This window comes from Nitrospirillum pindoramense, from assembly GCF_007827955.1.
Taxonomy (GTDB): domain Bacteria; phylum Pseudomonadota; class Alphaproteobacteria; order Azospirillales; family Azospirillaceae; genus Nitrospirillum; species Nitrospirillum amazonense_B.
The window spans coordinates 107,333-129,167 of record NZ_VITR01000016.1 but is presented as its reverse complement, the minus strand read 5'-3'; the positions used below and the strand labels follow the sequence as shown (position 1 = coordinate 129,167).

19 protein-coding genes are annotated in these 21,835 nt (G+C 70.8%); 12 read left to right on the top strand and 7 right to left on the bottom strand.

What is annotated here, in order from left to right; translation table 11 throughout:
• Nucleotides 1-61: 61 nt before the first annotated feature.
• From pyrF to FBZ90_RS23005, 4 genes are all read right to left on the bottom strand, one after another.
• The gene (gene pyrF, locus FBZ90_RS23020; RefSeq protein WP_145735326.1) at nucleotides 62-781 is read right to left on the bottom strand and encodes an orotidine-5'-phosphate decarboxylase; all 720 of its coding nucleotides are present in this window, start codon (nucleotides 779-781) and stop codon (nucleotides 62-64) included.
• Nucleotides 782-885: 104 nt separating this feature from the next.
• Nucleotides 886-1,452, bottom strand: coding sequence for an RNA 2',3'-cyclic phosphodiesterase (gene thpR, locus FBZ90_RS23015; protein WP_145735325.1), 567 nt, complete (start codon nucleotides 1,450-1,452; stop codon nucleotides 886-888).
• A 42-nt stretch (nucleotides 1,453-1,494) separates the two neighbouring features.
• Nucleotides 1,495-2,532, bottom strand: coding sequence for an aldo/keto reductase (locus tag FBZ90_RS23010; protein WP_145735324.1), 1,038 nt, complete (start codon nucleotides 2,530-2,532; stop codon nucleotides 1,495-1,497).
• A gap of 90 nt (nucleotides 2,533-2,622) precedes the next feature.
• Nucleotides 2,623-3,291 carry an arylesterase gene (locus FBZ90_RS23005; protein WP_145735323.1) on the bottom strand — a complete coding sequence of 223 codons (669 nt, stop codon included), beginning with the start codon at nucleotides 3,289-3,291 and terminating at the stop codon, nucleotides 2,623-2,625.
• A gap of 79 nt (nucleotides 3,292-3,370) precedes the next feature.
• Between FBZ90_RS23005 and FBZ90_RS23000 the strand changes: the two genes are divergently transcribed.
• From FBZ90_RS23000 to FBZ90_RS22975, 6 genes are read left to right on the top strand one after another with little or no spacing between them, the layout of a single operon-like run.
• Complete coding sequence (locus tag FBZ90_RS23000; protein ID WP_145735322.1) at nucleotides 3,371-4,081, top strand: ABC transporter ATP-binding protein; 711 nt, start codon at nucleotides 3,371-3,373, stop codon at nucleotides 4,079-4,081.
• A gap of 7 nt (nucleotides 4,082-4,088) precedes the next feature.
• On the top strand, nucleotides 4,089-6,650 hold the full coding sequence (locus FBZ90_RS22995) for an ABC transporter permease (protein ID WP_145735321.1): 2,562 nt from the start codon (nucleotides 4,089-4,091) through the stop codon (nucleotides 6,648-6,650).
• Nucleotides 6,651-6,692: 42 nt separating this feature from the next.
• Nucleotides 6,693-6,998 (top strand): BrnT family toxin, encoded by a 306-nt coding sequence (locus tag FBZ90_RS22990; RefSeq protein WP_145735320.1) that lies wholly within the window; start codon nucleotides 6,693-6,695, stop codon nucleotides 6,996-6,998.
• Between the two features lie 7 nt (nucleotides 6,999-7,005).
• Nucleotides 7,006-7,287, top strand: a complete 282-nt coding sequence (locus FBZ90_RS22985) for a BrnA antitoxin family protein (RefSeq protein ID WP_246130751.1) — start codon at nucleotides 7,006-7,008, stop codon at nucleotides 7,285-7,287.
• A gap of 10 nt (nucleotides 7,288-7,297) precedes the next feature.
• Complete coding sequence (locus tag FBZ90_RS22980; RefSeq protein ID WP_145735318.1) at nucleotides 7,298-7,585, top strand: nucleotidyltransferase family protein; 288 nt, start codon at nucleotides 7,298-7,300, stop codon at nucleotides 7,583-7,585.
• A 2-nt stretch (nucleotides 7,586-7,587) separates the two neighbouring features.
• A complete protein-coding gene (locus tag FBZ90_RS22975) occupies nucleotides 7,588-7,935 on the top strand; it encodes a HepT-like ribonuclease domain-containing protein (RefSeq protein ID WP_145735317.1) in 348 nt (115 codons plus the stop codon).
• A 28-nt stretch (nucleotides 7,936-7,963) separates the two neighbouring features.
• Here FBZ90_RS22975 and FBZ90_RS22970 read toward each other — a convergent pair whose 3' ends face one another.
• Nucleotides 7,964-9,007: an NAD(P)/FAD-dependent oxidoreductase gene (locus tag FBZ90_RS22970; RefSeq protein WP_145735316.1), complete on the bottom strand. Its 1,044-nt coding sequence runs from the start codon at nucleotides 9,005-9,007 to the stop codon at nucleotides 7,964-7,966.
• A 258-nt stretch (nucleotides 9,008-9,265) separates the two neighbouring features.
• Here FBZ90_RS22970 and tsaE point away from each other — a divergent pair, with 258 nt between their 5' ends.
• From tsaE to addA, 5 genes are read left to right on the top strand one after another with little or no spacing between them, the layout of a single operon-like run.
• Entirely contained in the window at nucleotides 9,266-9,733 is a 468-nt protein-coding gene (gene tsaE, locus FBZ90_RS22965) for a tRNA (adenosine(37)-N6)-threonylcarbamoyltransferase complex ATPase subunit type 1 TsaE (RefSeq protein WP_145735315.1), read from the top strand.
• Nucleotides 9,730-10,758, top strand: a complete 1,029-nt coding sequence (locus FBZ90_RS22960) for an aminoglycoside phosphotransferase family protein (protein ID WP_145735314.1) — start codon at nucleotides 9,730-9,732, stop codon at nucleotides 10,756-10,758. Before tsaE ends, FBZ90_RS22960 begins: the two co-directional genes overlap by 4 nt.
• 4 nt (nucleotides 10,759-10,762) lie before the next feature.
• The gene (locus FBZ90_RS22955) at nucleotides 10,763-11,554 is read left to right on the top strand and encodes a nucleotidyltransferase family protein (RefSeq protein ID WP_211102266.1); all 792 of its coding nucleotides are present in this window, start codon (nucleotides 10,763-10,765) and stop codon (nucleotides 11,552-11,554) included.
• A 4-nt stretch (nucleotides 11,555-11,558) separates the two neighbouring features.
• The gene (addB, locus tag FBZ90_RS22950) at nucleotides 11,559-14,594 is read left to right on the top strand and encodes a double-strand break repair protein AddB (RefSeq protein WP_145735313.1); all 3,036 of its coding nucleotides are present in this window, start codon (nucleotides 11,559-11,561) and stop codon (nucleotides 14,592-14,594) included.
• Complete coding sequence (gene addA / locus FBZ90_RS22945) at nucleotides 14,591-18,223, top strand: double-strand break repair helicase AddA (protein ID WP_145735312.1); 3,633 nt, start codon at nucleotides 14,591-14,593, stop codon at nucleotides 18,221-18,223. The genes addB and addA overlap by 4 nt, the downstream gene beginning before the upstream one ends.
• A gap of 16 nt (nucleotides 18,224-18,239) precedes the next feature.
• Here the strand turns inward: addA and FBZ90_RS22940 are convergent, their stop codons facing one another.
• Entirely contained in the window at nucleotides 18,240-19,631 is a 1,392-nt protein-coding gene (locus FBZ90_RS22940; RefSeq protein ID WP_145735311.1) for a hypothetical protein, read from the bottom strand.
• Nucleotides 19,628-20,740, bottom strand: a complete 1,113-nt coding sequence (locus tag FBZ90_RS22935; protein ID WP_145735310.1) for a hypothetical protein — start codon at nucleotides 20,738-20,740, stop codon at nucleotides 19,628-19,630. Before FBZ90_RS22935 ends, FBZ90_RS22940 begins: the two co-directional genes overlap by 4 nt.
• A gap of 573 nt (nucleotides 20,741-21,313) precedes the next feature.
• Here FBZ90_RS22935 and trxA point away from each other — a divergent pair.
• Nucleotides 21,314-21,628, top strand: coding sequence for a thioredoxin TrxA (gene trxA, locus FBZ90_RS22930; RefSeq protein ID WP_420872617.1), 315 nt, complete (start codon nucleotides 21,314-21,316; stop codon nucleotides 21,626-21,628).
• The last annotated feature ends 207 nt before the right edge of the window (nucleotides 21,629-21,835 follow it).

Genomic DNA, 21,835 nt, shown 5'->3' with positions numbered 1-21,835 from the left:
CCTCAAGCGCCGGCGCGGCCATCCGCCGCTTGGCTCGATTTCCAGTCCGCTGCGCTGAAAATTACGCGGCCAATTCGGTGACGATGCGCTGCGCGGCCTCGACGGGGTCCACGGCATCGGTGATGGGGCGGCCGATCACCAGGTAGGTGGCGCCCGCCGTCACGGCGGCGGCCGGGGTCATGATGCGCTTCTGGTCGTTGGCCGAGGCCCAGATGGGCCGGATGCCCGGCACCATCAAGGTGAAATCCGGCCCCAGACGGCGGCGCAGCACGGCGCATTCGTTGGGGGAGCAGACGACGCCATCCATGCCGGCGACATGGGCGAGATCGGCCAGCAGGGCCACCTGGTCGGCCACCGGCCGGTCCACGCCGACCGAGGCCAGGTCCAGCAGGCTCATGCTGGTCAGCACGGTGACGCCCAGCAGCTTGGGCCGGGGCACGCCCATTTGGGCCGCCGCCTCCGCCGCCGCATCCGCCGCCGCCCGCATCATGGCCGCCCCGCCCAGGGTGTGCAGGGTGATGAAGGCCGGCGCCAGGGGCATGACGGACCGGATGGCGCCCGCCACCGTGTTGGGGATGTCGTGCAGCTTCAGGTCCAGGAACAGGGGCATGTCCAGCCCCTCCGTCACCGCGCGGATGCCCGCCGGGCCGGCGGCGCAGAAGAATTCCAGCCCCAGCTTGATGCCGCCGACATGGCCGGCCAGCCGCTGGGCCAGGGCGCGGGCCGCCGGCGGCTCGGGCGTATCCAGGGCGACGAAGGTGCGGCGGGCGGGCGGGATCATGGCGGGACGCGACTCCGGCAAATGGGGCGAACGGGTGGACTGTCACCAGATACGGGATCCGTCCCCGCCGCGCATGCGCAATTATGCGCCGGGGGGCCTGCGCGTCACGGCGCCGCGTCCTCCGCCCGCCAGCCGCCCAGCGGATAGTCGCGCACGACATGATAGGTGCTGCCCTGCCGGCCCAGCACGCTTTCATACAGGACGAAGCGGTCGACGGCGAACGGCCCCGCCTGGAACAGGCCATGGTCCTCCATCAGCCGGCCGACGCGGGCGGCGGAGGTTTCCCGGCCCAGCGTCGCCAGGGTGACATGGGGGCTGAACTTGCGGGTTTCCGCCGGCAGGCCGGCACGGACCACGGCGCTTTCCACCTTGGCCTGAAGGTGGTCCAGCGCCGGTTCCGGGCGCACCCCGGCCCACAGCACGCGGGACCGTTCCCCCCGGCCGAACTGGCCCAGCCCGTCCAGCGTCAGGGTGAAGGCCGGCGCCGCCACCAGGTCCAGCGCCTGGTCGATGTCCTGGGCCACCCCTTCATCCACCTCGCCGATGAAGCGCAGGGTCAGGTGATAATTCTCCGGCGGCGCCCAGCGGGCCCCCGGCAGGCCGCCCGACAGCCGGGACAGGGCGTCGCGCACCGCCTCCGGCATTTCCAGGCCCACGAACAGGCGAATCATGACACTTCCTCAGGCTCCGCCCGCCCCATCAGGGCCGCCCCATCAGGGACAGGGGGACGGGTTGGACTTGTGCACGGCCTCGATCTCCGCGATCACCGCGTCGCTGAGGTGAAGGTCGGCGGCGGCGATGTTGCTTTCAAGGGTGGTCATGCTGGTGGCGCCGATGATGACGGCGGTCATGAAGGGCTGGCGCAGGGCGAAGGCGATGGCCATCTGTGTCGGCTCCAGCCCATGGCGCCGGGCGATGTCGAGATAGCGCTGGACGATGGCGTCCACCCCGGCGGCGCCGTAGCGCGAGCCCCGGCTGTCGATGGAGCGGCGGCTGCCGGCGGGCATGGCGCCGTTCAGGTACTTGCCGCTGAGCGTGCCGCCAGCCAGGGGGGAATAGCCCAGCAGCCCGACCTGTTCCCGCTGCGCCACCTCGGCCAGGTCGTCCTCGAACCGGCGGGACAGCAGGTTGTAGACGTTCTGGATGCTGGCGATGCGCGGCAGTCCCTGCCGCTCCGCCGCCCGCAGATAGGCCATGACCCCCCAGGCGGTCTCATTCGACACGCCGACGTGCCGGACCTTGCCGGCCGTCACCAGCTCACCCAGGGCCGCCAGCGTTTCTTCGATGGGCACGCCACCGTCGCTGTATAGCCCTTCCGGCGCGGGGCGGCCGAACAGGGCCAGGGGCCGCTGCGGCCAGTGCACCTGGTACAGGTCGATATAGTCCGTGCGCAGGCGGCGCAGGCTGGCATCCACCGCGGCGTGGATGTTGGCGCGGTCCAGCCTGTGCTGACCGCCCCGCAGCCAGGGCGCCGGGCCCGGGCCGCTGACCTTGCTGGCCAGGAACACCTGGGCGCGGCGGCCGGTGGCCTGGAACCAAGTGCCGATGATCTCTTCGGTCTTGCCATAGGTGTCGGCAGTGGGCGGCACGGCGTACATCTCCGCCGTGTCGAAGAAGGTGATGCCCCGGTCGAAGGCGTAGTCCATCTGCGCGTGGCCTTCGGCCTCGGTGTTCTGGCGGCCCCAGGTCATGGTGCCCAGGCAGAGGGCGCTGACGGTGATGTCGGTACGGCCGAGACGGCGTTGTTCCATGGGGAGTGTCCTTGAAAGGCGGGAAAAAGGTTAACGCCTGTCTACGCGAGGTCAGCTGCGAGGAATAGACCCGGCGGCGCTGTGAAACCCCTATTTGCCCGCCGCCGCGCCCCCGGTTCCAGGCCCGCCGGCGTTCAGCGCCGTCAGCGCCTTGGCCACCAGCGGCTTCAGCCCCTGGACCATGATGGCCACGCCGTCGCCGTTGGGGTGCATGCGGTCGGCGATGGTCAGCTTCGGGTCCAGCGCCACGCCTTGCAGGATGAAGGGATAGAAGGGCACGGCGTAGCGCTGGGCGAGGTCGGGGTACAGGCCATCGAAGGCCGCCACGTAATCGGCGCCCAGGTTGGGTTGGGCCTTCATGCCGGCCAGGACGGCGGGGATGTGCCGGTCCTTCAGCGTCGACAGGATTTTGTCCAGGTTGGCGCGGGTGGATTTGGGGTCGATGCCGCGCAGCATGTCGTTGGCGCCCAGCTCCACGATCACCAGGTCCGGCTTATCGCCCAACATCCAGTCCAGGCCGGCCAGGCCGCCGGCCGAGGTCTGGCCCGAGACGGCGGTGTCGCCCACGGTGACGTCGAAGCCGTCCCGGCGCAACGCCGCCTCCAGTTGCCGGGTCAATCCCTGGCCCGGCGGCAGGTTGTACCCGGCCGACAGGCTGTCCCCCAACACGGCCACCTTGAGGGGGCGCGCCTGGGCGGCACCCGGAACCAGGGCCAGCCCCAGGGACAACAACCAAATGATGAGGACGGCAAATCGCATGCGGGGATATCCCTGTTGAAATAAAACGGCTTCGGGCCATATCGGCTGAAGACCTTAAGCCCCGAAAGTGACGCGCCCCATGTCCCCTGTGCAGTCCGCCCTGGAATTGACCGGCCTGACCCTGACATTGGAAAGCGCCGCTGGGCGCGTCAACATCCTGAAGGGCATCGACCTTGCCATCCAGGCGGGGGAACGGATCAGCATCGTCGGCCCCAGCGGGTCGGGCAAATCCTCGCTGATGATGGTCATTGGCGGGCTGGAACGGCCCACCGGCGGCACGGTCGCGGTGGCGGGCCGGACGCTGAACACCCTGTCGGAGGATGACCTCGCCCGGTTCCGCCGGGATCATGTGGGGATCGTCTTCCAATCCTTCCACCTCATGGCGGCGATGACGGCGCTGGAAAACGTCGCCCTGCCGCTGGAACTGGCGGGCGAGGCCGACGCTTTCGACCGCGCCCGCGACGGCCTGGCCGCCGTGGGCCTGTCCCACCGGCTGGACCATTATCCCGGCCAGCTATCGGGCGGGGAGCAGCAGCGCGTGGCGCTGGCCCGTGCCTTCGCCCCCCGGCCCCGCCTGATCCTGGCGGATGAGCCCACCGGCAACCTGGACCAGGAAACGGGGGAGCAGATCATCCGCCTGATGTTCGACCAGGCGCGCCGCCATGGCACCACCCTGATCCTGGTGACCCACGACCCCGGCCTGGCCGCCCGCTGTGACCGCACCATCCGCCTGGCCGACGGCCGGGTGGTGGAGGATACCGCCGTGGCGCGCGCCGCTGTCGCGGACTGAGGCCGCCATGATCACCCTGACCGAACTCAAGCTGGCGGCCCGGCTGGCGCGGCGTGAACTGCGCGGCGGCATCCGGGGATTCCGCATCTTCCTGTTGTGCCTGGCCTTGGGCGTGGGCGCCATCGCCGCCGTGCAGTCGGTGGCGGGCGGCATCCAACGGTCCCTGACCCAGGACGGCCGCGCCATCCTGGGCGGCGACGCCTCCGTCCGCGTCCTGTACCGCGAGGCGACGGCGGAGCAGCGCCAGTGGCTGGAGGGTCAGGGCACCGTGGCGGTGACCGCCGACATGCGGGCCATGGCGCGCAAGGCCGCCGACCAGCCAGGCGCCGAAGCCGACCTGGGCGCCGCCGGCCTGGTGGAGCTGAAGGCGGTGGACGGCCGCTATCCCCTGTATGGCCGGCTGACCTTGACGGATGGCGGCAGCGACGTGCAGGCCCGCCTGGCGGCGCGCGGCGGCGTGTTCGGCGCCCTGGTCGATGACACGCTGGCCACCCGGCTGTCCCTGAAGCCCGGCGACAGGCTGACGGTGGGCGACGCCACATTGGAGGTGCGCGGCATCATCGACCATGAGCCGGACAAGGCGGGATCGGGCAGCATCGCGCTGGGCCCGCGCCTGATGATATCCGCGGACGCCCTGCCCGCCACCGGCCTGGTGCGGCCGGGCAGCCTGGTCAACTGGTCCTATCAACTGCGCCTGCCGGAGGGGACGGACGCCGCCGCCTGGGCCAAGGGCGTGGACAAGACCTTCCCCGACGCCGGCTGGCGCGTGCGCGACTTCCAGAACGCCGCCCCGCAGCTGACCCGCTTCATCGACCGGCTGGCCCAGTTCCTGACCCTGGTGGGGCTGACCGCCCTGCTGGTGGGCGGCGTGGGCGTGGGCAACGCCGTGCGCAGCCACATGGACGCCAGCGTCCATTCCATCGCCACGCTGAAATGCCTGGGCGCGCCGGCGCGCCTGATCTTCCAGGTCTATCTGATGCAGATCCTGGCGCTGGCCGGGCTGGGAATCGCCGGCGGCCTGGTGCTGGGCGCCGTGCTGCCCCTGGTGGCGGGCCGGGCGCTGGCGGGCCTGTTGCCCATCACGGCGGAGATCGGCGTCTATCCCGGGCGCCTGGCGCTGGCCGCCCTGTTTGGCCTGATTACCGCGCTGGTCTTCTCCCTCTGGCCCTTGGGCCAGGCGCAGGGCGTGCCGGCGGCGCGGCTGTTCCGCGAGGGATCGGCCGGGCGGCGGGGCCGGCCGCCGGCCCTGGTACTGGCAACCTTGGCCTGGCTGGCGGCGGCCTTGGGATCGCTGGCCGTGCTGACCTCCGTCGACCAGAAGCTGGCGGCGTTCTTCGTTGTCGGCGCCGGCGCCACCCTGCTGCTGTTCCTGGGGGCGGGCACCGGCATCACCCGCCTGGCCCGCCTGCTGCCCCGCCCGCGCCAGCCGGCCCTGCGCCTGGCGCTCGGCAACCTGCACCGCCCCGGCAACCTGTCGGGCATGGTGGTGCTGTCGCTGGGCCTGGGGTTGACCGTGCTGGTGGCCGTGGCCCTGATCGAGGGCAATTTCCGCCGCGAGGTGGGGGAGAGCCTGCCGGCCAACGCCCCCAGCTTCTTCTTCGTCGACATACAGCCGGATCAGCTGGACCAGTTCCGCCAGACGGTGCTGGCCGTGCCCGGCGCGCACGACCTGGAAACGACGCCCAGCCTGCGCGGCACCATCGTGCGGGTGGAGGGCAAGCCGGCGCAGGAGCAGGTGCACGACCCCGACAAGAAGTGGGTGGTGAACGGCGACCGGGGCGTGACCTACCAGGCGCGCGCGCCGGCCGGCGACAAAGTCATCGCCGGCGCCTGGTGGCCCGCCGACTACAGCGGGCCGCCCAAGCTGGCCATCTCCAAGGACATCGCCCAGGCCTTCGGCATCGGCCCCGGCGCGCACATGACCCTGTCCGTCCTGGGCCGCGAGATCGAGGCGGAGGTGGCGGTGGTGCGCGACCTGGACTTCACCACCCTGGGCATCAACTTCACCCTGGTGATGAGCCCCGGTGTGCTGGAACACGCGCCCCAGACCCACCTGGCCACCGTGCGCGCCCCGGCGGAGGCGGAGGCCGCCCTGCAGCGCGCCGTCATCCGGACCTTCCCCAACATCACCGCCATCCGGGTGAAGGAGGCGCTGGCCACCGTGTCCACCATCATCGTCAACATCGGCATGGCGGTGCGGGTGGTGGCGGCCGTGACCCTGGTGGCCGGCACCCTGGTCCTGGCCGGCGCCATCGCCGCCGGCCACCGCCGCCGCGTCTATGACGCCGTGGTGCTGAAGGTGCTGGGTGCGGTACGCGCCACCGTCCTGCGCACCTTCCTTATCGAGTACGGCGCCCTGGGCCTGATCACCGCCGTCATCTCCGGCGCGCTGGGCACGCTGACGGCCTGGGCGGTGCTGACCAAGGTCATGAGCATGAAATGGGTGTTCCTGCCCCAGACCCTGGTGCTGACCGCCGTGCTGAGCACCGCCATCACCCTGGCCCTGGGCCTGGCCGCCACCTGGCGGGCACTGAGCCAGCCGGCGGCGCCATTGTTGCGGGAGGAGTGAAGGCGCCTTTCCGTACCTACGGAATTGTAGTAACATATTCGTATGGACAGGCTCTTCGAATGGGATGAGATGAAGGCGGTAAGCAATTACCGCAAGCACGGCATCACATTTGAAATGGCCATGCGCGTTTTCGATGATCCATTCGTCTTGATGCGACAAGACCGTATCGAAGGCGGTGAGGTGCGATGGCAGACCTTGGGCGTGGTTACCGGACATCTACTGCTGTTGGTTGCTCACACTCTCTGGGAAGAGGTTGAGCAAGGCCAGATCATCGAAGTGGTCCGGATCATTTCAGCGCGAAGAGCGACGCGGATGGAAAGACGTCAGTATGAGAACGAAGATCGTTAGGAAGCGCTTGGCCGATCTTCCCCCGTTGACGGAGGAGCAAAAGGCCGAGTTGCAGGCCCTGGCCGAACGGCCGGACAGCGAGATCGACACCAGCGACATCCCAGAATTGACCGAGGAGTTCTGGAAGAACGCCGTGCGTGGCCGCTTCTACAAGCCGACCAAGACATCCACCACGGTGCGCATCGATTCCGACGTGCTGGCCTGGCTGCGGTCCCAGGGCAAGGGCTACCAATCCCGTATCAATGCCATCCTGCGGCGGGAGATGTTAGCCTCGCTCAAGAACGGCTGAGGGGACGGTCATGAACCAGGAACAGGCGGTCAGCAAACTGCGGGCGCATGAGGCCGAATTGCACCGGGCCGGCGTGGCGCACCTGTTCATGGTGGGCGGGCCTGCGGCACGGGAGCGCGAGGGCGGCATCGACCTGTTCCTGGACACCCACGACCCGCGCTTCAGCCTGATCGAGCTGGCCGACATCCAGGACAAGGTGCGCACCATCCTGGGCCGGCCATCGGCGGTGACCACCCGCGACGGCCTGCACCCCCGGCTGCGCCCCGTAATTGAGGCCGATGCCGTGCGCGTGTTCTGACCATGGCCCGCAGCACCATCCTGCGCCTGGGCGACCTGCGTGAAACCCTGGACGGCATCAGCGGCATGACCGCCGGCGTCGCCTATTCGGAGTTCGCGGCCAGCTGGAGTCTGCAGCGGGCGGTGGAGCGGTCGTTGGAAATGGTGTCCGCCGCCGTCCGTCAGTTGCCAGCCGACCTGACGGCAGCCGAACCGGGCATCCCCTGGCGCCAGATCGCGGCGATGGGCCAGTTGCTGCAACCGCCCGACCGCCGCGTGGCCACGCGGGTGCTGTGGAACAGCGTGCTGGAGCACCTGCCGCCGCTGTCCGACGCCATCGACCGCCTGATCGTCCTGGTGGAAAACCGATAGGCCTAGGCGCCCGGCGGGTGAGGGGGCCTTAAGCCCCGGGCACACCCCGGCTGGTGGAATATTCGAAGTGCAGCGCCTCGCCCGGGTGGACCAGGGGGTGGATGGCGTGCACGGCCATGGCGGCCTCGGCGAAGCCGCACAGGATCAGCTTCACCTTGCCGGGGTAGGTGGCGATGTCGCCGATGGCGAAGACGCCCGGCACGTTGGTGGCCATGGTGGCCGGGTTCACCGCCACATGGTGGTGTTCCACGTTCAGGCCCCAGCTGGCGATGGGACCCAGGTCCATGGCCAAGCCGAAGAAGGCCAGCAGGGCGTCGGCGGGCAAGGTCTTCTCCTGCCCGTCCAGCGTGGCGACCGTCACGCCGGTGAGCTGACCGTCCGCCCCTTCCAGGCCGGCCAGCTGGTAGGGCACCACCATGTCGATGACGCCGTCCTTGGCCAGCTGGTCCAGCCGGGCGGCACTTTCGGGCGCGGCGCGGAACTTGGGCCGGCGGTGGACCACCATCACCCGCTCCGCCACCTCGGACAGGGAAATGGCCCAATCCACGGCGCTGTCGCCACCGCCGGCGATGACCACGCGCTTGCCCGCGAAATCCTGGCGACGGCGCACCAGGTAGTGCACCGACTTGCCTTCATAGGCGTCCAGACCATCCAGCGGCGGCTTGTTGGGGCCGAAGGCGCCGCAGCCGGCGGCGACCAGCACGGCGCGGCAGTCGATGGTGGTGCCCTTGTCCGTGCCCACCAGCCAGCGGCCATCCGCGCCGGGGGTCAGGGTGGTGACCTGCTGGCCCAGGTGATAGTTGGGGTTGAAGGGGGCGGCCTGCTCGGCCAGCCGGTCGATCAGGGTCGCGGCCTCCACCTGCGGATAGCCGGGAATGTCATAGATGGGCTTTTCGGGGTAGAGCGCGGTGCACTGGCCGCCCACCATGTCCAACGCGTCGACCACGTGGCAGTCCAGCTTCAGCATGCCGCATTCGAAGATGGCGAACAGGCCGACGGGACCCGCGCCGATGATGCAGACATCGGTGCGATGGACGCCGCCGGGGGCGATGGTCGGAAGCTGGCTGGACATGGGTCTGGTGTACTCCTGGCACGGCACGCGGGGACCGGCGCATGGGGTGGCGCCTGAAGGGGGCCGCGCCCAAAGGCGGGCCGCACGGCCGGTCAACGGTTCGGGTTGCTTTCATCACGCGAATTGATGCGCTAATCAACTGCCCAGTTCGCGGGGCTTATTCGCGGGATGCACCCCACGCGCGCTTGCCTCGGTAACCTGGGGCGCCGCAAAATCCGCCCGCGCATCGCCGTCGCCCTGCCACCACTTAGGAAAACCATGCCCCAAGCGCTGACCCTGGACCTGCCCGATGAGGCGGCGACGGCCAATCTGGCGGCACGGGTGGGCCGCCTGCTGCGCCCCGGCGACGTGGTTGCCCTGTCGGGCGACCTGGGGGCGGGCAAGTCCGCCTTCGCCCGCCACCTGATCCGTGGCCTGGGTGATGCGGAGGAGGAGGTGCCCAGCCCCACCTTCACCCTGGTGCAGACCTACGACCTGCCGGGCTACACCCTGTGGCATTTCGACCTCTACCGGCTGACGGAACCGGATGAGGTCTTGGAACTGGGGTGGGAGGAGGTCATCCATGACGGGGTGGCCCTGGTGGAATGGCCCACGCGGCTGGGTCCGCGGCTGCCCGCCGACCGGCTGGAGCTGGACCTGGCCATCACCGGGCCCGACAGCCGGCGCGCCACCCTGACAGGCCATGGCGCCTGGGCTTCCCGACTTGGGAGAGGTTTTGAGCCATGAGACGCGATACCCCGCCCCGCGAGACCGTCATCCGCCGCTTCCTAGAGCAGGCTGGCTGGGGTGCGGCCCGGCGCCAGCCCATGGGCGCCGACTGGTCGGCCCGCCGGTATGAGCGCCTGACGCTGAACCAGGGCACCGCCATCCTGATGGACTGCCGCGACGAGGTGGCCGCCAGCCAGGTGCCGCCCTTCGTCCAGATCGCCGGGCTGCTGCGGGACTGCGCCCTGTCGGCCCCGCTGATCCTGGCGGGGGACGAGCCGCAGGGCCTGCTGCTGATCGAGGATTTCGGCAGCGATGACTACGCCCGCCTGCTGGATGGCGGGGAGGAGCCGTGGCAGCCGCTGTACGAGGTGGCGACCGACGTGCTGATCGCCCTGCACCAGCGCTTCGTTCCCGCGGCCGCCCCGGACCTCTCGCGCTATGACGTGGGCCTGTTCCGCGACCAGGTCATGCTGTTCGCCGACGCCTTCGCCCCCGCCGTGCGCGGGCAGGCCCTGCCGGCGGGGGCGTGGGATGAGCTGGCGCAGGCGTGGGAGGCGGTGCTGCCCGCCGCCCTGTCCCTGGCCCCCACCCTGCTGCTGCGCGATTATCACCCCGGCAACCTGATGCGCCTGGCGGGCCGCGCCGGCGTGGCGGCCTGCGGCCTGCTGGATTTCCAGGATGGCGGCATCGGTCCGCGCGCCTACGACCTGGTGTCGCTGCTGGAGGATGCGCGGCGCGACGTGCCGGACGACTTGCGCCAGGCCATGATCCGGCGTTACGTGGCTGCCTTTCCCGGCATGGACCGGGGCGCCTTCGCCGCCTCCTGCGCCATCTTGGCCGCCGTGCGCCATGCGCGCATCCTGGGCCGCGTGGCGCAGCTGATCCAGGCGACCACCGGCGCGCCGCAATTGTCCTTCCTGCCCCGGGTATGGGGCCAGTTCACGGGGGCCATCCGGCATCCGGCCGTGTCCCCCGTCGCCCGCTGGGTGGAACGCCACCTACCCGCCAACCTTGACGCCGATGCCATCGTCCGGAGTTTTTGACGCGATGTCCGCCTCTGTCGCCGTAACCGTTACCTCCGTTCATTCCGTTCCGCACACGGCCATGGTTCTGGCCGCCGGCCTGGGCCTGCGCATGCGCCCGCTGACCCTGACGCGGCCCAAGCCGCTGGTGGAGGTGGGCGGCGCCCCCCTGCTGGACCACGCCTTGGACCGGCTGGCGGAAAGCGGCGTGGAGCGCGCGGTGGTCAACACCCACCATCTGGGCGCCATGATCGAAAGCCACCTGGCCGGCCGGTCCAGCCCCGCCATCACCCTGTCGCCCGAGGCGGATCTGCTGGAGACCGGCGGAGGCGTGCGCCATGCCCTGCCCCACCTGGGCACCGATCCGATCTATGTCGTCAACGCCGACATCCTGTGGCTGGACGGGCCCATCCCGGCGCTGAAGCGGTTGGCCGCCACCTGGGATCCGGCGGTCATGGATGTGCTGTTGCTGCTGATGCCCACCGTGGCGGCCGTGGGCTATGACGGGCCCGGCGATTACCACATGGAGCCGGACGGCCGCCTGCACTACCGCGCCGAGGGCGAGTTGGCGCCCTTCGTCTTCGCCGGTGTGCATATCGTGAAGCCGGAACTGTACCAGGCCATCGCCGCGGACCGTTTCTCCAACCTCACCCTCTGGCACCAGGCGGAGGAGGCCGGGCGTCTGTACGGCATGCGCCATGACGGCGTCTGGTTCCATGTCGGCACGCCCGAGGCGGTGGAGGAGGTCAACACCCTGCTGGGCCACCCCATCCCGCACGACGCCAAGCTGAGCCAGCCGCGCAAGGCCGAGCCCTGACGCCATGAGTTGGGGCGATGCCAGCGGCGGGGATTGGGGGGGGCGCCTGTTCACCATCGCGCCGGGACTGCCGTTCGTGGACGCGCTGGCGGCCGGCATCCTGGCGCGCGTGGGCGACGACCCGCTGGCCCTGTCGCGCCTGACGGTCCTGCTGCCCACGGTCCGCGCCGTCCGCGCCCTGCGCGAGGCGTTCCTGCGCCTGTCGGACGGCACGCCCATCCTGCTGCCCCGCCTGTCGCCCCTGGGCGACGTGGACACGGACGAGGTGGTGTTCACCCAGGGCGGCACCGACCTGCCGCAGGCCGTGCCGGCCCTGCGCCGCCAGTTGCTGCTGGCCCGCCTGGTGATGCGCGCGCCCGACCTGGCCGCCACCCCGGCCCAAGCCGTGAGCCTGGCGGGCGAGCTGGCCCGCCTGCTGGACGAGGTGCAGACCGAGGGCTGCCGGTTCGAGGATCTGGCCCGCCTGGTGCCCGACGACTATGCCCAGCACTGGCAGGTGACCCTGCGCTTCCTGGAGATCATCACCCAGCATTGGCCCGCCCTGCTGGCGGACGAGGGCGGCGTGGACCCGGCCAAGGAGCGGGAACTGCGATTGAAAGCCCTGGCCGACACCTGGCGGACCAAGCCGCCGCCGGGCCCGGTCATCGCCGCCGGCTCCACCGGCAGCATCCCGGCCACCGCCGACCTGCTGGCCGTGGTGGCGGCGTTGCCCCAAGGCGCCGTCGTGCTGCCCGGCCTGGACCTCGGCTGTGACGAGGCCACCTGGCAGGATCTGGACGAGGCCCATCCGCAATACGGCCTGAAGCGCCTGCTGCACCGCCTGGACATTCCCCGGGCCGAGGTGCGCCCCTGGCCCCTGCCCGATCCGCTGCCAGGCCCCCTGGCCGCCCGTCGCGGCAGCCACCCCGCCCGCGCCCGCCTGATCGCGGAGGCGCTGCGCCCCGCCGGCACGACGGAAGCGTGGCAGGACCTGTCGGCCAGCCCCCTGGCGGCGGAAGCGGACGCGGCCCTGGCCGGCCTGTCCCGCCTGGACGCCGCCACCCCGCAGGAGGAGGCGGGGGCCATCGCCCTGATGATGCGCGAGGCGCTGGAGACGCCGGGCCGCACCGCGGCGCTGGTGACCGCCGACCGCGACCTGGCGCGGCGCGTGGCCCTGGCGCTGAAGCGCTGGGACATCGCCGTCAACGACAGCGCCGGCCTGCCGCTGACCCAGAGCGCCGTGGGCAGCTATCTGCGCCTGCTGGCCGACTGGGCGGCGGAGCCGTCGCCCCTGGCGCTGCTGTCCCTGCTGAAGCATCCGCTGGCGGCGGGCGGGCACAACCCGTCCTTCTTCCGCACCCAGGTGCGCGACCTGGAACGCGCCGTGCTGCGCGGCCCCCGGCCGGCCGATGGTTTCGACGGCCTGCGCCTGGCGCTGACCCAGGCGGATCCCCGCCGCTTCGATGCCCATGGCGACGTGGACGCCCACCGCGCCCGCCTGGGCGCCTTCATCGACGGGCTGGAAGACATCCTGCGGCCGCTGTTGGCGGCCATGAACGGCACGGGCCGGACCCTGGCCGGCTGGCTGGACCTGCACGCCCGCACGGCGGAGGCCCTGGCCGCAAGTGACGAGCAATCCGGCGCCGACCGCCTGTGGCGCCTGGACGATGGCGAGGCGGCGGCCAGCTTCGTGGATGAGGTGCAGGACGCCGGCCACGACTTCCCCGAGCTGGGCGGGCCGGACTACGCCGCCGTCATCAGCGCCCTGATGGTGGGCCGGGCGGTACGTCCCCGCTACGGCCTGCATCCGCGCCTGTACATCCTCGGCCTGCTGGAGGCACGGCTGCAGCAGTTCGACGTCATGATCCTGGGCGGCCTGAACGAGGGCACCTGGCCGCCGCAGCCCAAGGCCGACCCCTGGCTGTCGCGCCCCATGCGCCAGCGCTTCGGCCTGCCCACGCCGGAACAGCATCTGGGCCAAACGGCGCACGACTTCGCCCAGGCCTGCGGCGCGCCCGTGGTGGTGCTGACCCGGTCGGAACGGGTGGAGGGCACGCCCACCGTGCCCTCGCGCTGGCTGCTGCGGCTGGATACGGTGCTGAAGGCCCTGGGCCGCGCCCGCAGCCTGACCGGCGGCATGGCCCGCTGGACCGCCTGGACGGAGGCGATGGATACGCCCGCCGCCGTGCGCCCCTGCCCCCCGCCGGAGCCGCGCCCCCCGGTGGCCGCCCGGCCCCGCCGCCTGTCCGTCACCCAGGTGGAAACCTGGATGCGCGACCCCTATGCCCTGTACGCCCGCCACGTCCTGCGGCTGGAGGCGCTGGACCCGCTGGACGCCGACCCCGGCGCCGCCGACCGGGGCACCATGATCCACAAGGCGCTGGACGATTTCATCAAGGCCAACCCGGGCACCCTGCTGCCCGAGGACGCGCGCGACCAGGTGCTGCGCTTCGGCCGCCTGGCCTTCGCCCCCTACAGCGGCCTGCCCAGCCTGGAAACCTTCTGGTGGCCGCGGTTCGAGCGCATCGCCGATTGGTTCCTAGCGCTGGAGCGCGACCGCCGGGCGGGCGGATTGCAACCCCTGGCGACCGAGGCCAAGGGCATCCTGACCGTGGAGACGGCGTACAAGCCGTTCGAAATCATCGCCAAGGCCGACCGTATCGACCGCCACCCCGACGGGTCCGTCGCCATCATCGACTACAAGACCGGCACCCCACCGCGCGCGCGCGACGTGGAGCTGGGCTTCGCCCCGCAATTGCCGCTGGAGGCCGCCATCGCCCTGGCCGGCGGGTTCGGCCTGCGCGTGCCGGTGGTGGAGCAGCTGGCGTTCTGGCGCCTGACGGGGGGGGAACCCGCCGGCCAGGTGGTGGCGCTGAAGCTGGACCCCGCCCGCCTGGCGGCGGAGGCGGTGGAGGGCCTGCGCCAGTTGATCGACCTGTTCGACCAGGAGAGCACGCCCTATCGCTCGCAGCCCCGGCCGGGCATGGCGCCGCGCTATTCCGATTACCTGCATCTGGCGCGCGTGGCGGAATGGTCCGTGGGCGATGGGGGCGAGGCATGAGCGAGATCAGCCCGTCCCAGGGACCCTCCCTGCCCCCGAGTCGGCCCATCGACCCCACAGTCAAGCAGCGCCAGGCGTCAGACCCCGAAACCTCCGTCTGGGTGGGGGCGTCGGCCGGTACCGGCAAGACCAAGGTGCTGACCGACCGGGTGGTGCGGCTGATGCTGGCCGGCACCGAGCCGGGCCGCATCCTGTGCCTGACCTTCACCAAGGCGGCCGCCGCCGAAATGGCGAATCGCATCGCGGAACGCCTGGCGGGATGGGCGGTGATGCCGGATGGCGACCTGACCCAGGCCCTGGCCGAGCTGAACGGCCGCCCGCCCACGCGGGATGAGGTGCTGACCGCCCGCCGCCTGTTCGCCCGCGTGCTGGACACCGCCGGCGGCATGAAGATCCAGACCATCCACGCCTTCTGCCAGTCACTGCTGCGCCGCTTCCCGCTGGAGGCGCGGCTGCCGCCCAATTTCCAGGTCATGGATGACCGCACGGCGGCGGAAGCCCTGGCCGAGGCGCAGGCCCACATGCTGGCGTCGGCCCAGGACCGGCCCGACACCCCCCTGGGCCGGGCCCTGAAGCGCCTGGCCGGCGCCCTGAACGAGGAGAGCTTCGCCGAGCTGCTGGCCGACCTGGTGGCCCAGCGCGGCCGCATCCGCCGCATCCTGGAGGCGCATGCCAAGCCGGGCGGCGGCCCGGAGGCGGGCCTGGACGGCACCATTGCCGCCCTGTTCCGCCACCTGGAGGTCGGTCCGGGCGAGACGGAGGGCGCGGTGCTGGCGGCCGGTTGCCGGGACGAGGCCCTGGACGTCACCGGCCTGCGCGCGGCCTGCGCCGCCCTGGCCGTGGGCACCAAGACGGATGTGGAGCGGGGCCTGGCCATCCAGCTGTGGCTGGACCAGCCGGAGCGCCGCCTGACCGACTTCGACACCTGGCGCCGCCAATTCCTGACGGCGGAAGGCACGGTGCGCGCCAAGCTGGCGGGCAAGGACGCCACCGCCGCCAACCCCCGCACGCCCGACATCCTGGCCCAGGAAGGCGCGCGGCTGGTCGCGTTGCAGGAGCGTCTGCGCGCCGTCACCGTGGCCCATTCCACCGCCAGCCTGCTGACCCTGGCCGGCAGCATGCTGGAAGGCTATCAGCGCTGGAAGGACAGCCGGGCGCAGCTGGACTTCGACGACCTGATCCTGGCGGCCAGCGCCCTGCTGACGGGGGAGGCCCAGGCCTGCGCCTGGGTGCTGTACAAGCTGGACGGCGGCCTGGACCACATCCTGATCGACGAGGCGCAGGACACCAACCCGGAGCAATGGCGGGTGGTGAGCGCCCTGGCGGAGGAGTTCTTCGCCGGCGAGGGCCAGTCAAACGTGCGCCGCACCCTGTTCGTGGTGGGTGACGAGAAGCAGTCCATCTTCAGTTTCCAGGGCGCCGACCCGGCGGAGTTCGCCCGCATGCGCCGCACCTTCCAGGCGCGGGTGCAGGCGGCGGAACGGCCCTGGGCCATTGTGGACCTGGAAACGTCCTTCCGTTCCGTCGGCGCGGTGCTGCAGGCGGTGGACACGGTGTTCGCCCAGCAAGAGGCGCGGGACGGCGTGTCGGCCCAGGCCATCCGCCACCGTCCCTTCCGCCAGGGCATGGCGGGCAAGGTGGAGCTGTGGCCCCTGGTGCGGCCCGGCGACGGGGTGGAGACGCCGGCCTGGTCGCCTCCCCTGAACCATGAGCCGGAGGACAGGCCCCAGGCGCGCCTGGCCACCGTCATCGCCGACCAGATCGCCCATTGGATCGCCCAGGGGGAGGTGCTGGAGGCGCGTGGCCGGTCCCTGACCGCCGGCGATATCCTGGTGCTGGTCCGCCGCCGCAACGCCTTCGTCCAGCAGTTGGTGCGGGCGCTGAAGGAGCGGCGCGTGCCGGTGGCGGGCGTGGACCGCATGGTGCTGACGGAACAGCTGGCCGTCATGGATTTGATGGCGGTGGGCCAGTTCCTGCTGATGCCCGAGGACGACCTGACCCTGGCCACGGTGCTGAAAAGCCCCTTCGTCGGCCTGGATGAGGAGGCGCTGTTCGCCCTGGCCCAAGGGCGCGGGGGGCATCTGTGGCCGGCGTTGGTGAAGCGGGCGGAGACGGACGCGCGCTTCCGCCCCGCCTATGCCTGGCTGCGCCGCCTGCTGGGCGAGGTGGACTACACCGCGCCCTATGAGCTGTTCGCCGGGTTGCTGACCCGCCCCTGCCCGGCCGACGCCGTCAGCGGCCGGCGCGCCCTGCTGGGCCGCCTGGGGGCCGAGGCCATCGACCCGGTGGATGAGTTCCTGACCCTGTGCCTGGGCTTCGACCGCGCGCATCCGCCGTCGCTGCAAAGTTTCCTGCACTGGCTGGCCGCCGGCCAGACCGAGGTGAAGCGCGAGCTGGACACCGGCGCCAAGGACCGGGGACCAGAGGGTGGCCAGGTGCGCATCATGACCGTCCACGGTTCGAAAGGCTTGCAGGCGCCGGTGGTCATTCTGCCCGACACCACGCGCAAGCCGGTGACCAGCCCCCGCATCCTGTGGCCCCAGGCCAACGACGAGGACGACGGCGACAGCGCGGACCAGGCCCCCGGCGTGCCCCTTTACGCCCCCCGGCGGGAGCAGGAGGATACCAAGACCCGAGCCGCCCGCGCCGCCGCCGACCGCCGCCGCGACCAGGAATACCGCCGCCTGCTGTATGTCGCCCTGACCCGGGCGGAGGACCGGCTGCATGTCTGCGGTTACGAAGGCAAGACGGCCACCAGCGACGACACCTGGTTCCGGCTAACGGAACGGGCGCTGTCCACCATCGCCACCCACCACCCCTTCGACCTGACCACGGTGTCGCGCCAGGGATGGACGGGGGACGGGCGCGTGCTGGCCGAACCGCAGACGCGGCCCCCACCGGCCCAGCGCGCCGCGCGCCAGGATGGGGAGGCCATTCCGCCCGCCCCCGCCTGGGTGCTGGCCCCGCCGGCGGCCGAACCCGCCCCGTCCCGCCCCCTGGCGCCGTCCCGCCCGGACGGGGAGGAGCCGGCCGTGCGTTCCCCCCTGGGCCCCCCCTCCGGGGAACAAGGTCCCCTGGGTGATGGCCCCCTGGGTGACGGCCCCCTGGGTGACGGAAAGGCGCGGGAGGCGCGGCGCTTCAAGCGTGGCACCCTGATCCACAGGCTGTTGCAGTTGCTGCCCGAGATGCCGGTGGCGGAGCGGCCCGCCGCCGCCCGCCGCTGGCTGGCCCGGCCGGCGCATGGGTTGGATGAGGCGGCGCGGGAGGAGATCTGGGCGGAAACCCTGCGGGTGCTGGACCATCCGGACTTCGCCGACCTGTTCGGCCCCGGCAGCCGCGCGGAGGTGCCCCTGGTGGGAACGGTGGGCACCCGCCCCCTGGCGGCCCAGATCGACCGGCTGGTGGTGACGGAAACCGAGGTCAAGATCGTCGACTTCAAGACCAACCGCCCGCCACCCCGGACGGCGGAGGAGATACCCGGCCTCTATGTCTCACAGATGGCCGCCTACCGGCACGCCCTGCGGCGCATCTATCCGGGCCTGGCCATCCGCTGCCTGCTGCTGTGGACCGACGGCCCCTTCATCACCGAGGTCGATCCCGGCCGCATGGATGCCGTGGCGCTGACCTGACCCCACGGGAAAACGATCAGCCCAGGCGGCGGCTCCAGTCCCGGTACATCCGCTCCGCCTCGTCCGACCCGGACAGGATTTCCACCAGGCGCAGGTGGTTGAACATCTGGCGGCGCACCTCCGGATCGCCCCGGGCGCCGGGGGCGGACATCATGCGGTCGGTCTGCCGGTCGATCTCGCGCCGGATCTCCGTAATCTTGGCGGCGACCTCGCGCTGGATGCCCAAGGGACCGGCCAGCTTGGCGGACCGCTTCAGCGCCAGGGCCGCGATCTCGGCCCGCCTCATGTCGTCCGGCGGGGTGGCGATGCCGGTGCGGGCGGCGTACATCAACCCCGCCAGGGTCTTTTCCACATCCCCCAGCACGGTGCTCAGCACGAACTCGCCGATCTCGCTGCGGGCGGCGGCCACGCGGTCAGCGGTCTTCTTGTCGCGCAGGACGGCGACGCTGTCGTTGACCGAGGTGAGGCCATCGGTCAGCCGTTCCGCCACGGCGGCCAGCGCCCCCAGCCGGTGCGCCGGGTCCGTCGCCGCGGCACCGGCGGTCCCCGAACCCGGCACCGCTTCGTGCGCCTTGGCCATGCTGCCGGTCTGGCGCAGCAGGTTGCCCACCACCACGCCCGACAGGTCGCGCGTCAGGGCGTCGCGCTCCACCTGGCTGTTGCCGGTGACCCTCATGTCGGTCAGCATTTTCAGCACCACGCCGGGCCGCAGCATGCGGGCCGTCAGCACCAGCAGCACCGGCGCCGAGGCCTGCGGCTTTTCCGCCCCACCCAACTGGGCCATGACAGTCTTGATGGCCTCGACATGGCTTTCCGCCAGGTCGCCGATGGGGCGTTCCGGCAGCCGCTGCTTCAGATCCTCGATGACGGAGCCCAACAGCAACACGTCACGCAGCGTCTGGATTTGGCGCAGAACGTCGTCGTCACGGCCGAAATTGTCGACCATGAAGCGCAGGTTGCTGTCCGCCTCGTGGGCGATGGCGGCCAGCGCCTGGGCACCGGCCTCCCACAAGGGGGCGCCCACCCGCGCCATGACGCGCGGGTCGCGGGGATCGGCCTTCAGGATGTCCTGGGCCACGCCATCGACCAGGGCGGATTCCAGGCGGGCGCGCACCAGCTTCCAGCAGGTGGGCAAGGTGCCGCGCGAAACGCGTTGCAAACGGCGGGTATAGACGGCGGGATCGTCGAACAGATCCTCCGCCGGGCGAAAGAACAGACGCGACACGGTCGGCCGCCGGGGCGGGCGCAGTTGCGTCAGGCGGGGTCGCATGGCGTCGAAGGCGCCGGCGATGCCGGGCTTGTCCCCCAGCTGTTCCAGCAGGGCGTAGATTTGCAGGAACTTCGCGTCGCTGAGCCGGGTGGCGTCGCGCGCCAGGGTCTGCCACTGGGCGATGGCGGCATCGGTCATGACAGCGTCGCCTTCAGGGCTTCGATCCGCATCACCGCGGGCATGTCCAAGGCGCCGGTGCGCCAGTCCTCGCCCATGCGCAGCCAGCGCGTCTGTATCTTGCTCAAGGCCTCCAGCTCATAGGCCGACGGCTCCTTGCCGCCCTCACCCACGGGCACCAGGGGAGCCAGGCGGAACAGTTCGCCCATGGTCGACTGCTGCGTTTCCAGCGGACGGTCGGACACGCTGTCCCACAGGCGGATGAGGAAGGGCCACCCATCCATGAGCCAGCCGATTCGGGCCACCTCCTCCGCCACCGTGGCGCGCAGGGCCCGGAAATCGCCGGCGATGGCCCCCAGGTCGCGGCAGCGGGCGTCCAGCCGCGCCAGCCGGTCGCGCGACATGTCCAGCGCCGCCTTGGCCGTATCCGCCACGAACACGGCCAACTGCGACACCTCGGAGAAATCGGTGGTGGACCAGCGCAGCAGGCTCGCGCGCGTGCGCTCCAGCTCCCCCACCGCCATGCGCAGGCGGCCCAGCTGCTGGCATTGCGGCAGGCCGACGGGAGCGATCAGGGCGGTGAAGGTTTCCACCCGCTGCACCATCTCCTCCGCCGGCATGGTGGCGCGCTGCGCCAACTGCCCCAGGGCGGCGCGCATCAGGCGGCGGCTTTCCGTGCCGGTCATGCCGGTGGCCAGCAGGTCGCCCGCATCCAAGCGGGCCAGTTTCAGAAGTTCCGTGACCAGGGTGAACTGGGTCAGCGCCTGGTAGCCGGTGTCCAGGGCCAGGGTCTTTTCCGCCGCCAGCGAGGCGTCGCCCCCGGCGACGCCCGTGGCCTGCACGGCCAGCACCGCCTGGCGTACCGTTTCGGGCGAATACTGGCGGAGGTCCAGCAGGGCGTCGTGCAGCAGGCGGTCGTGCAGGGTGACGGTCATGACCGCCGGCAGGGACCGCCAGGGCATGATGTACATGCCTCTGCCACCGTTGAAGCTGGGCAACAGGAACTCCAACTCACCCTGGCGGTTGGGGCGCATGCGGGCCTGGCTCAGCATAGGCGTGGTGAAGGGGACGGATATCCCCCGCTCGCCAAACGTACCCGGCGATGTATCCAAAGTTTTCGGTTGGCTCATCCCAGAAACCGCCGCCCCCGCTGTCCCTAAGGCCGCCGCTTCCCAATTAGGGGGAAGTGGGCTTAGCCTCTCCTATCCAAAGGAAATATTCCAGATAAATGATCAATTGTGACAGGCCGCTCCGGGGCGCCGACGATACCCCTGCACAAATTTGTAAGCAAATACCGGGCCATTTACTGGACCGGCCAGGCACCTCCTTTTGTACGGCGTACAAACGTAGCGCCACCTCAAAAAGGCCGCAGGGCCGGCAAAACATTTCAACGCGCCTTGCCCTGCCCGGCGGATCAGCTTTCGACCGGCGCGGAATCTCCCCGGGCTCGGCGGGATCAGGGCCGGCACATTCGTCTGCCGTGGCCACCGGGCGGGGGAAGAATTTGCCGCTTTTCAAGGGGCGCTGGCCACCGCCCTGATCCCCGTTTGGCCCCGCCTTGACCATACCCGCCCCGGCCCCCTACATTTAGCGGTGAAAAGGGCGCGGACCCCCGCGCACCTACCCTTACTAGGTAGGGCCACCCTAGGTACCCCCGAGCGACGGGAGCCCTAGCAGCCAAGGATAGCGTTATGAGCGAGAATATGGTGAAGGTGACGGACAGCAGCTTCGACGCCGACGTGAAGCAGGCCTCGGGCCCCGTGCTGGTCGATTTCTGGGCAACCTGGTGCGGCCCCTGCAAGATGATCGCCCCGTCCCTGGAGGCCATCGCCGATGAGCTGAATGGCCAGTTGACCGTGGCCAAGCTGGACATCGACGACAACCCCCTGACCCCCGGCAAGTACGGCGTGCGCGGCGTGCCGACCCTGATGCTGTTCAAGGACGGCGAAGTGGTCGCCACCAAGGTCGGCGCCCTGCCGAAGCAGGCCCTGACCGACTGGGTCAAGTCCAACCTGTGACCCTGTCCAGTCCCCTCCAAGGGACCACAAGGCATCGTGTGTGAGAAGAAGGCGGGCATCCCCAGGGCGCCCGCCTTTCTCTTTGCCCCAATCTCGGGGGCCCAGATCTCGGTGACCCAAGCGAAGCCCGAGATGCATCGCGGGCACTCCATGCGAATGATATTGATTCTTAATTGTAGTGCGATTAGGGTCCCCCAAAAAGAGGGG

Bases quoted from the DNA above. Each gene is read 5' to 3' on its own strand.
- FBZ90_RS22995 (WP_145735321.1), top strand. From the start codon at position 4,089: ATGATCACCCTGACCGAACTCAAGCTGGCGGCCCGGCTGGCGCGGCGT.
- tsaE (WP_145735315.1), top strand. From the start codon at position 9,266: ATGCCCCAAGCGCTGACCCTGGACCTGCCCGATGAGGCGGCGACGGCC.
- FBZ90_RS22940 (WP_145735311.1), bottom strand. From the start codon at position 19,631: ATGACCGATGCCGCCATCGCCCAGTGGCAGACCCTGGCGCGCGACGCC.
- FBZ90_RS22970 (WP_145735316.1), bottom strand. From the start codon at position 9,007: ATGTCCAGCCAGCTTCCGACCATCGCCCCCGGCGGCGTCCATCGCACC.
- FBZ90_RS23010 (WP_145735324.1), bottom strand. From the start codon at position 2,532: ATGGAACAACGCCGTCTCGGCCGTACCGACATCACCGTCAGCGCCCTC.
- FBZ90_RS23005 (WP_145735323.1), bottom strand. From the start codon at position 3,291: ATGCGATTTGCCGTCCTCATCATTTGGTTGTTGTCCCTGGGGCTGGCC.
- FBZ90_RS22955 (WP_211102266.1), top strand. From the start codon at position 10,763: ATGTCCGCCTCTGTCGCCGTAACCGTTACCTCCGTTCATTCCGTTCCG.
- FBZ90_RS22975 (WP_145735317.1), top strand. From the start codon at position 7,588: ATGGCCCGCAGCACCATCCTGCGCCTGGGCGACCTGCGTGAAACCCTG.
- FBZ90_RS22960 (WP_145735314.1), top strand. From the start codon at position 9,730: ATGAGACGCGATACCCCGCCCCGCGAGACCGTCATCCGCCGCTTCCTA.
- addA (WP_145735312.1), top strand. From the start codon at position 14,591: ATGAGCGAGATCAGCCCGTCCCAGGGACCCTCCCTGCCCCCGAGTCGG.
- FBZ90_RS23000 (WP_145735322.1), top strand. From the start codon at position 3,371: ATGTCCCCTGTGCAGTCCGCCCTGGAATTGACCGGCCTGACCCTGACA.
- pyrF (WP_145735326.1), bottom strand. From the start codon at position 781: ATGATCCCGCCCGCCCGCCGCACCTTCGTCGCCCTGGATACGCCCGAG.
- addB (WP_145735313.1), top strand. From the start codon at position 11,559: ATGAGTTGGGGCGATGCCAGCGGCGGGGATTGGGGGGGGCGCCTGTTC.
- FBZ90_RS22980 (WP_145735318.1), top strand. From the start codon at position 7,298: ATGAACCAGGAACAGGCGGTCAGCAAACTGCGGGCGCATGAGGCCGAA.
- FBZ90_RS22990 (WP_145735320.1), top strand. From the start codon at position 6,693: ATGGACAGGCTCTTCGAATGGGATGAGATGAAGGCGGTAAGCAATTAC.
- trxA (WP_420872617.1), top strand. From the start codon at position 21,314: ATGGTGAAGGTGACGGACAGCAGCTTCGACGCCGACGTGAAGCAGGCC.
- FBZ90_RS22935 (WP_145735310.1), bottom strand. From the start codon at position 20,740: ATGAGCCAACCGAAAACTTTGGATACATCGCCGGGTACGTTTGGCGAG.
- thpR (WP_145735325.1), bottom strand. From the start codon at position 1,452: ATGATTCGCCTGTTCGTGGGCCTGGAAATGCCGGAGGCGGTGCGCGAC.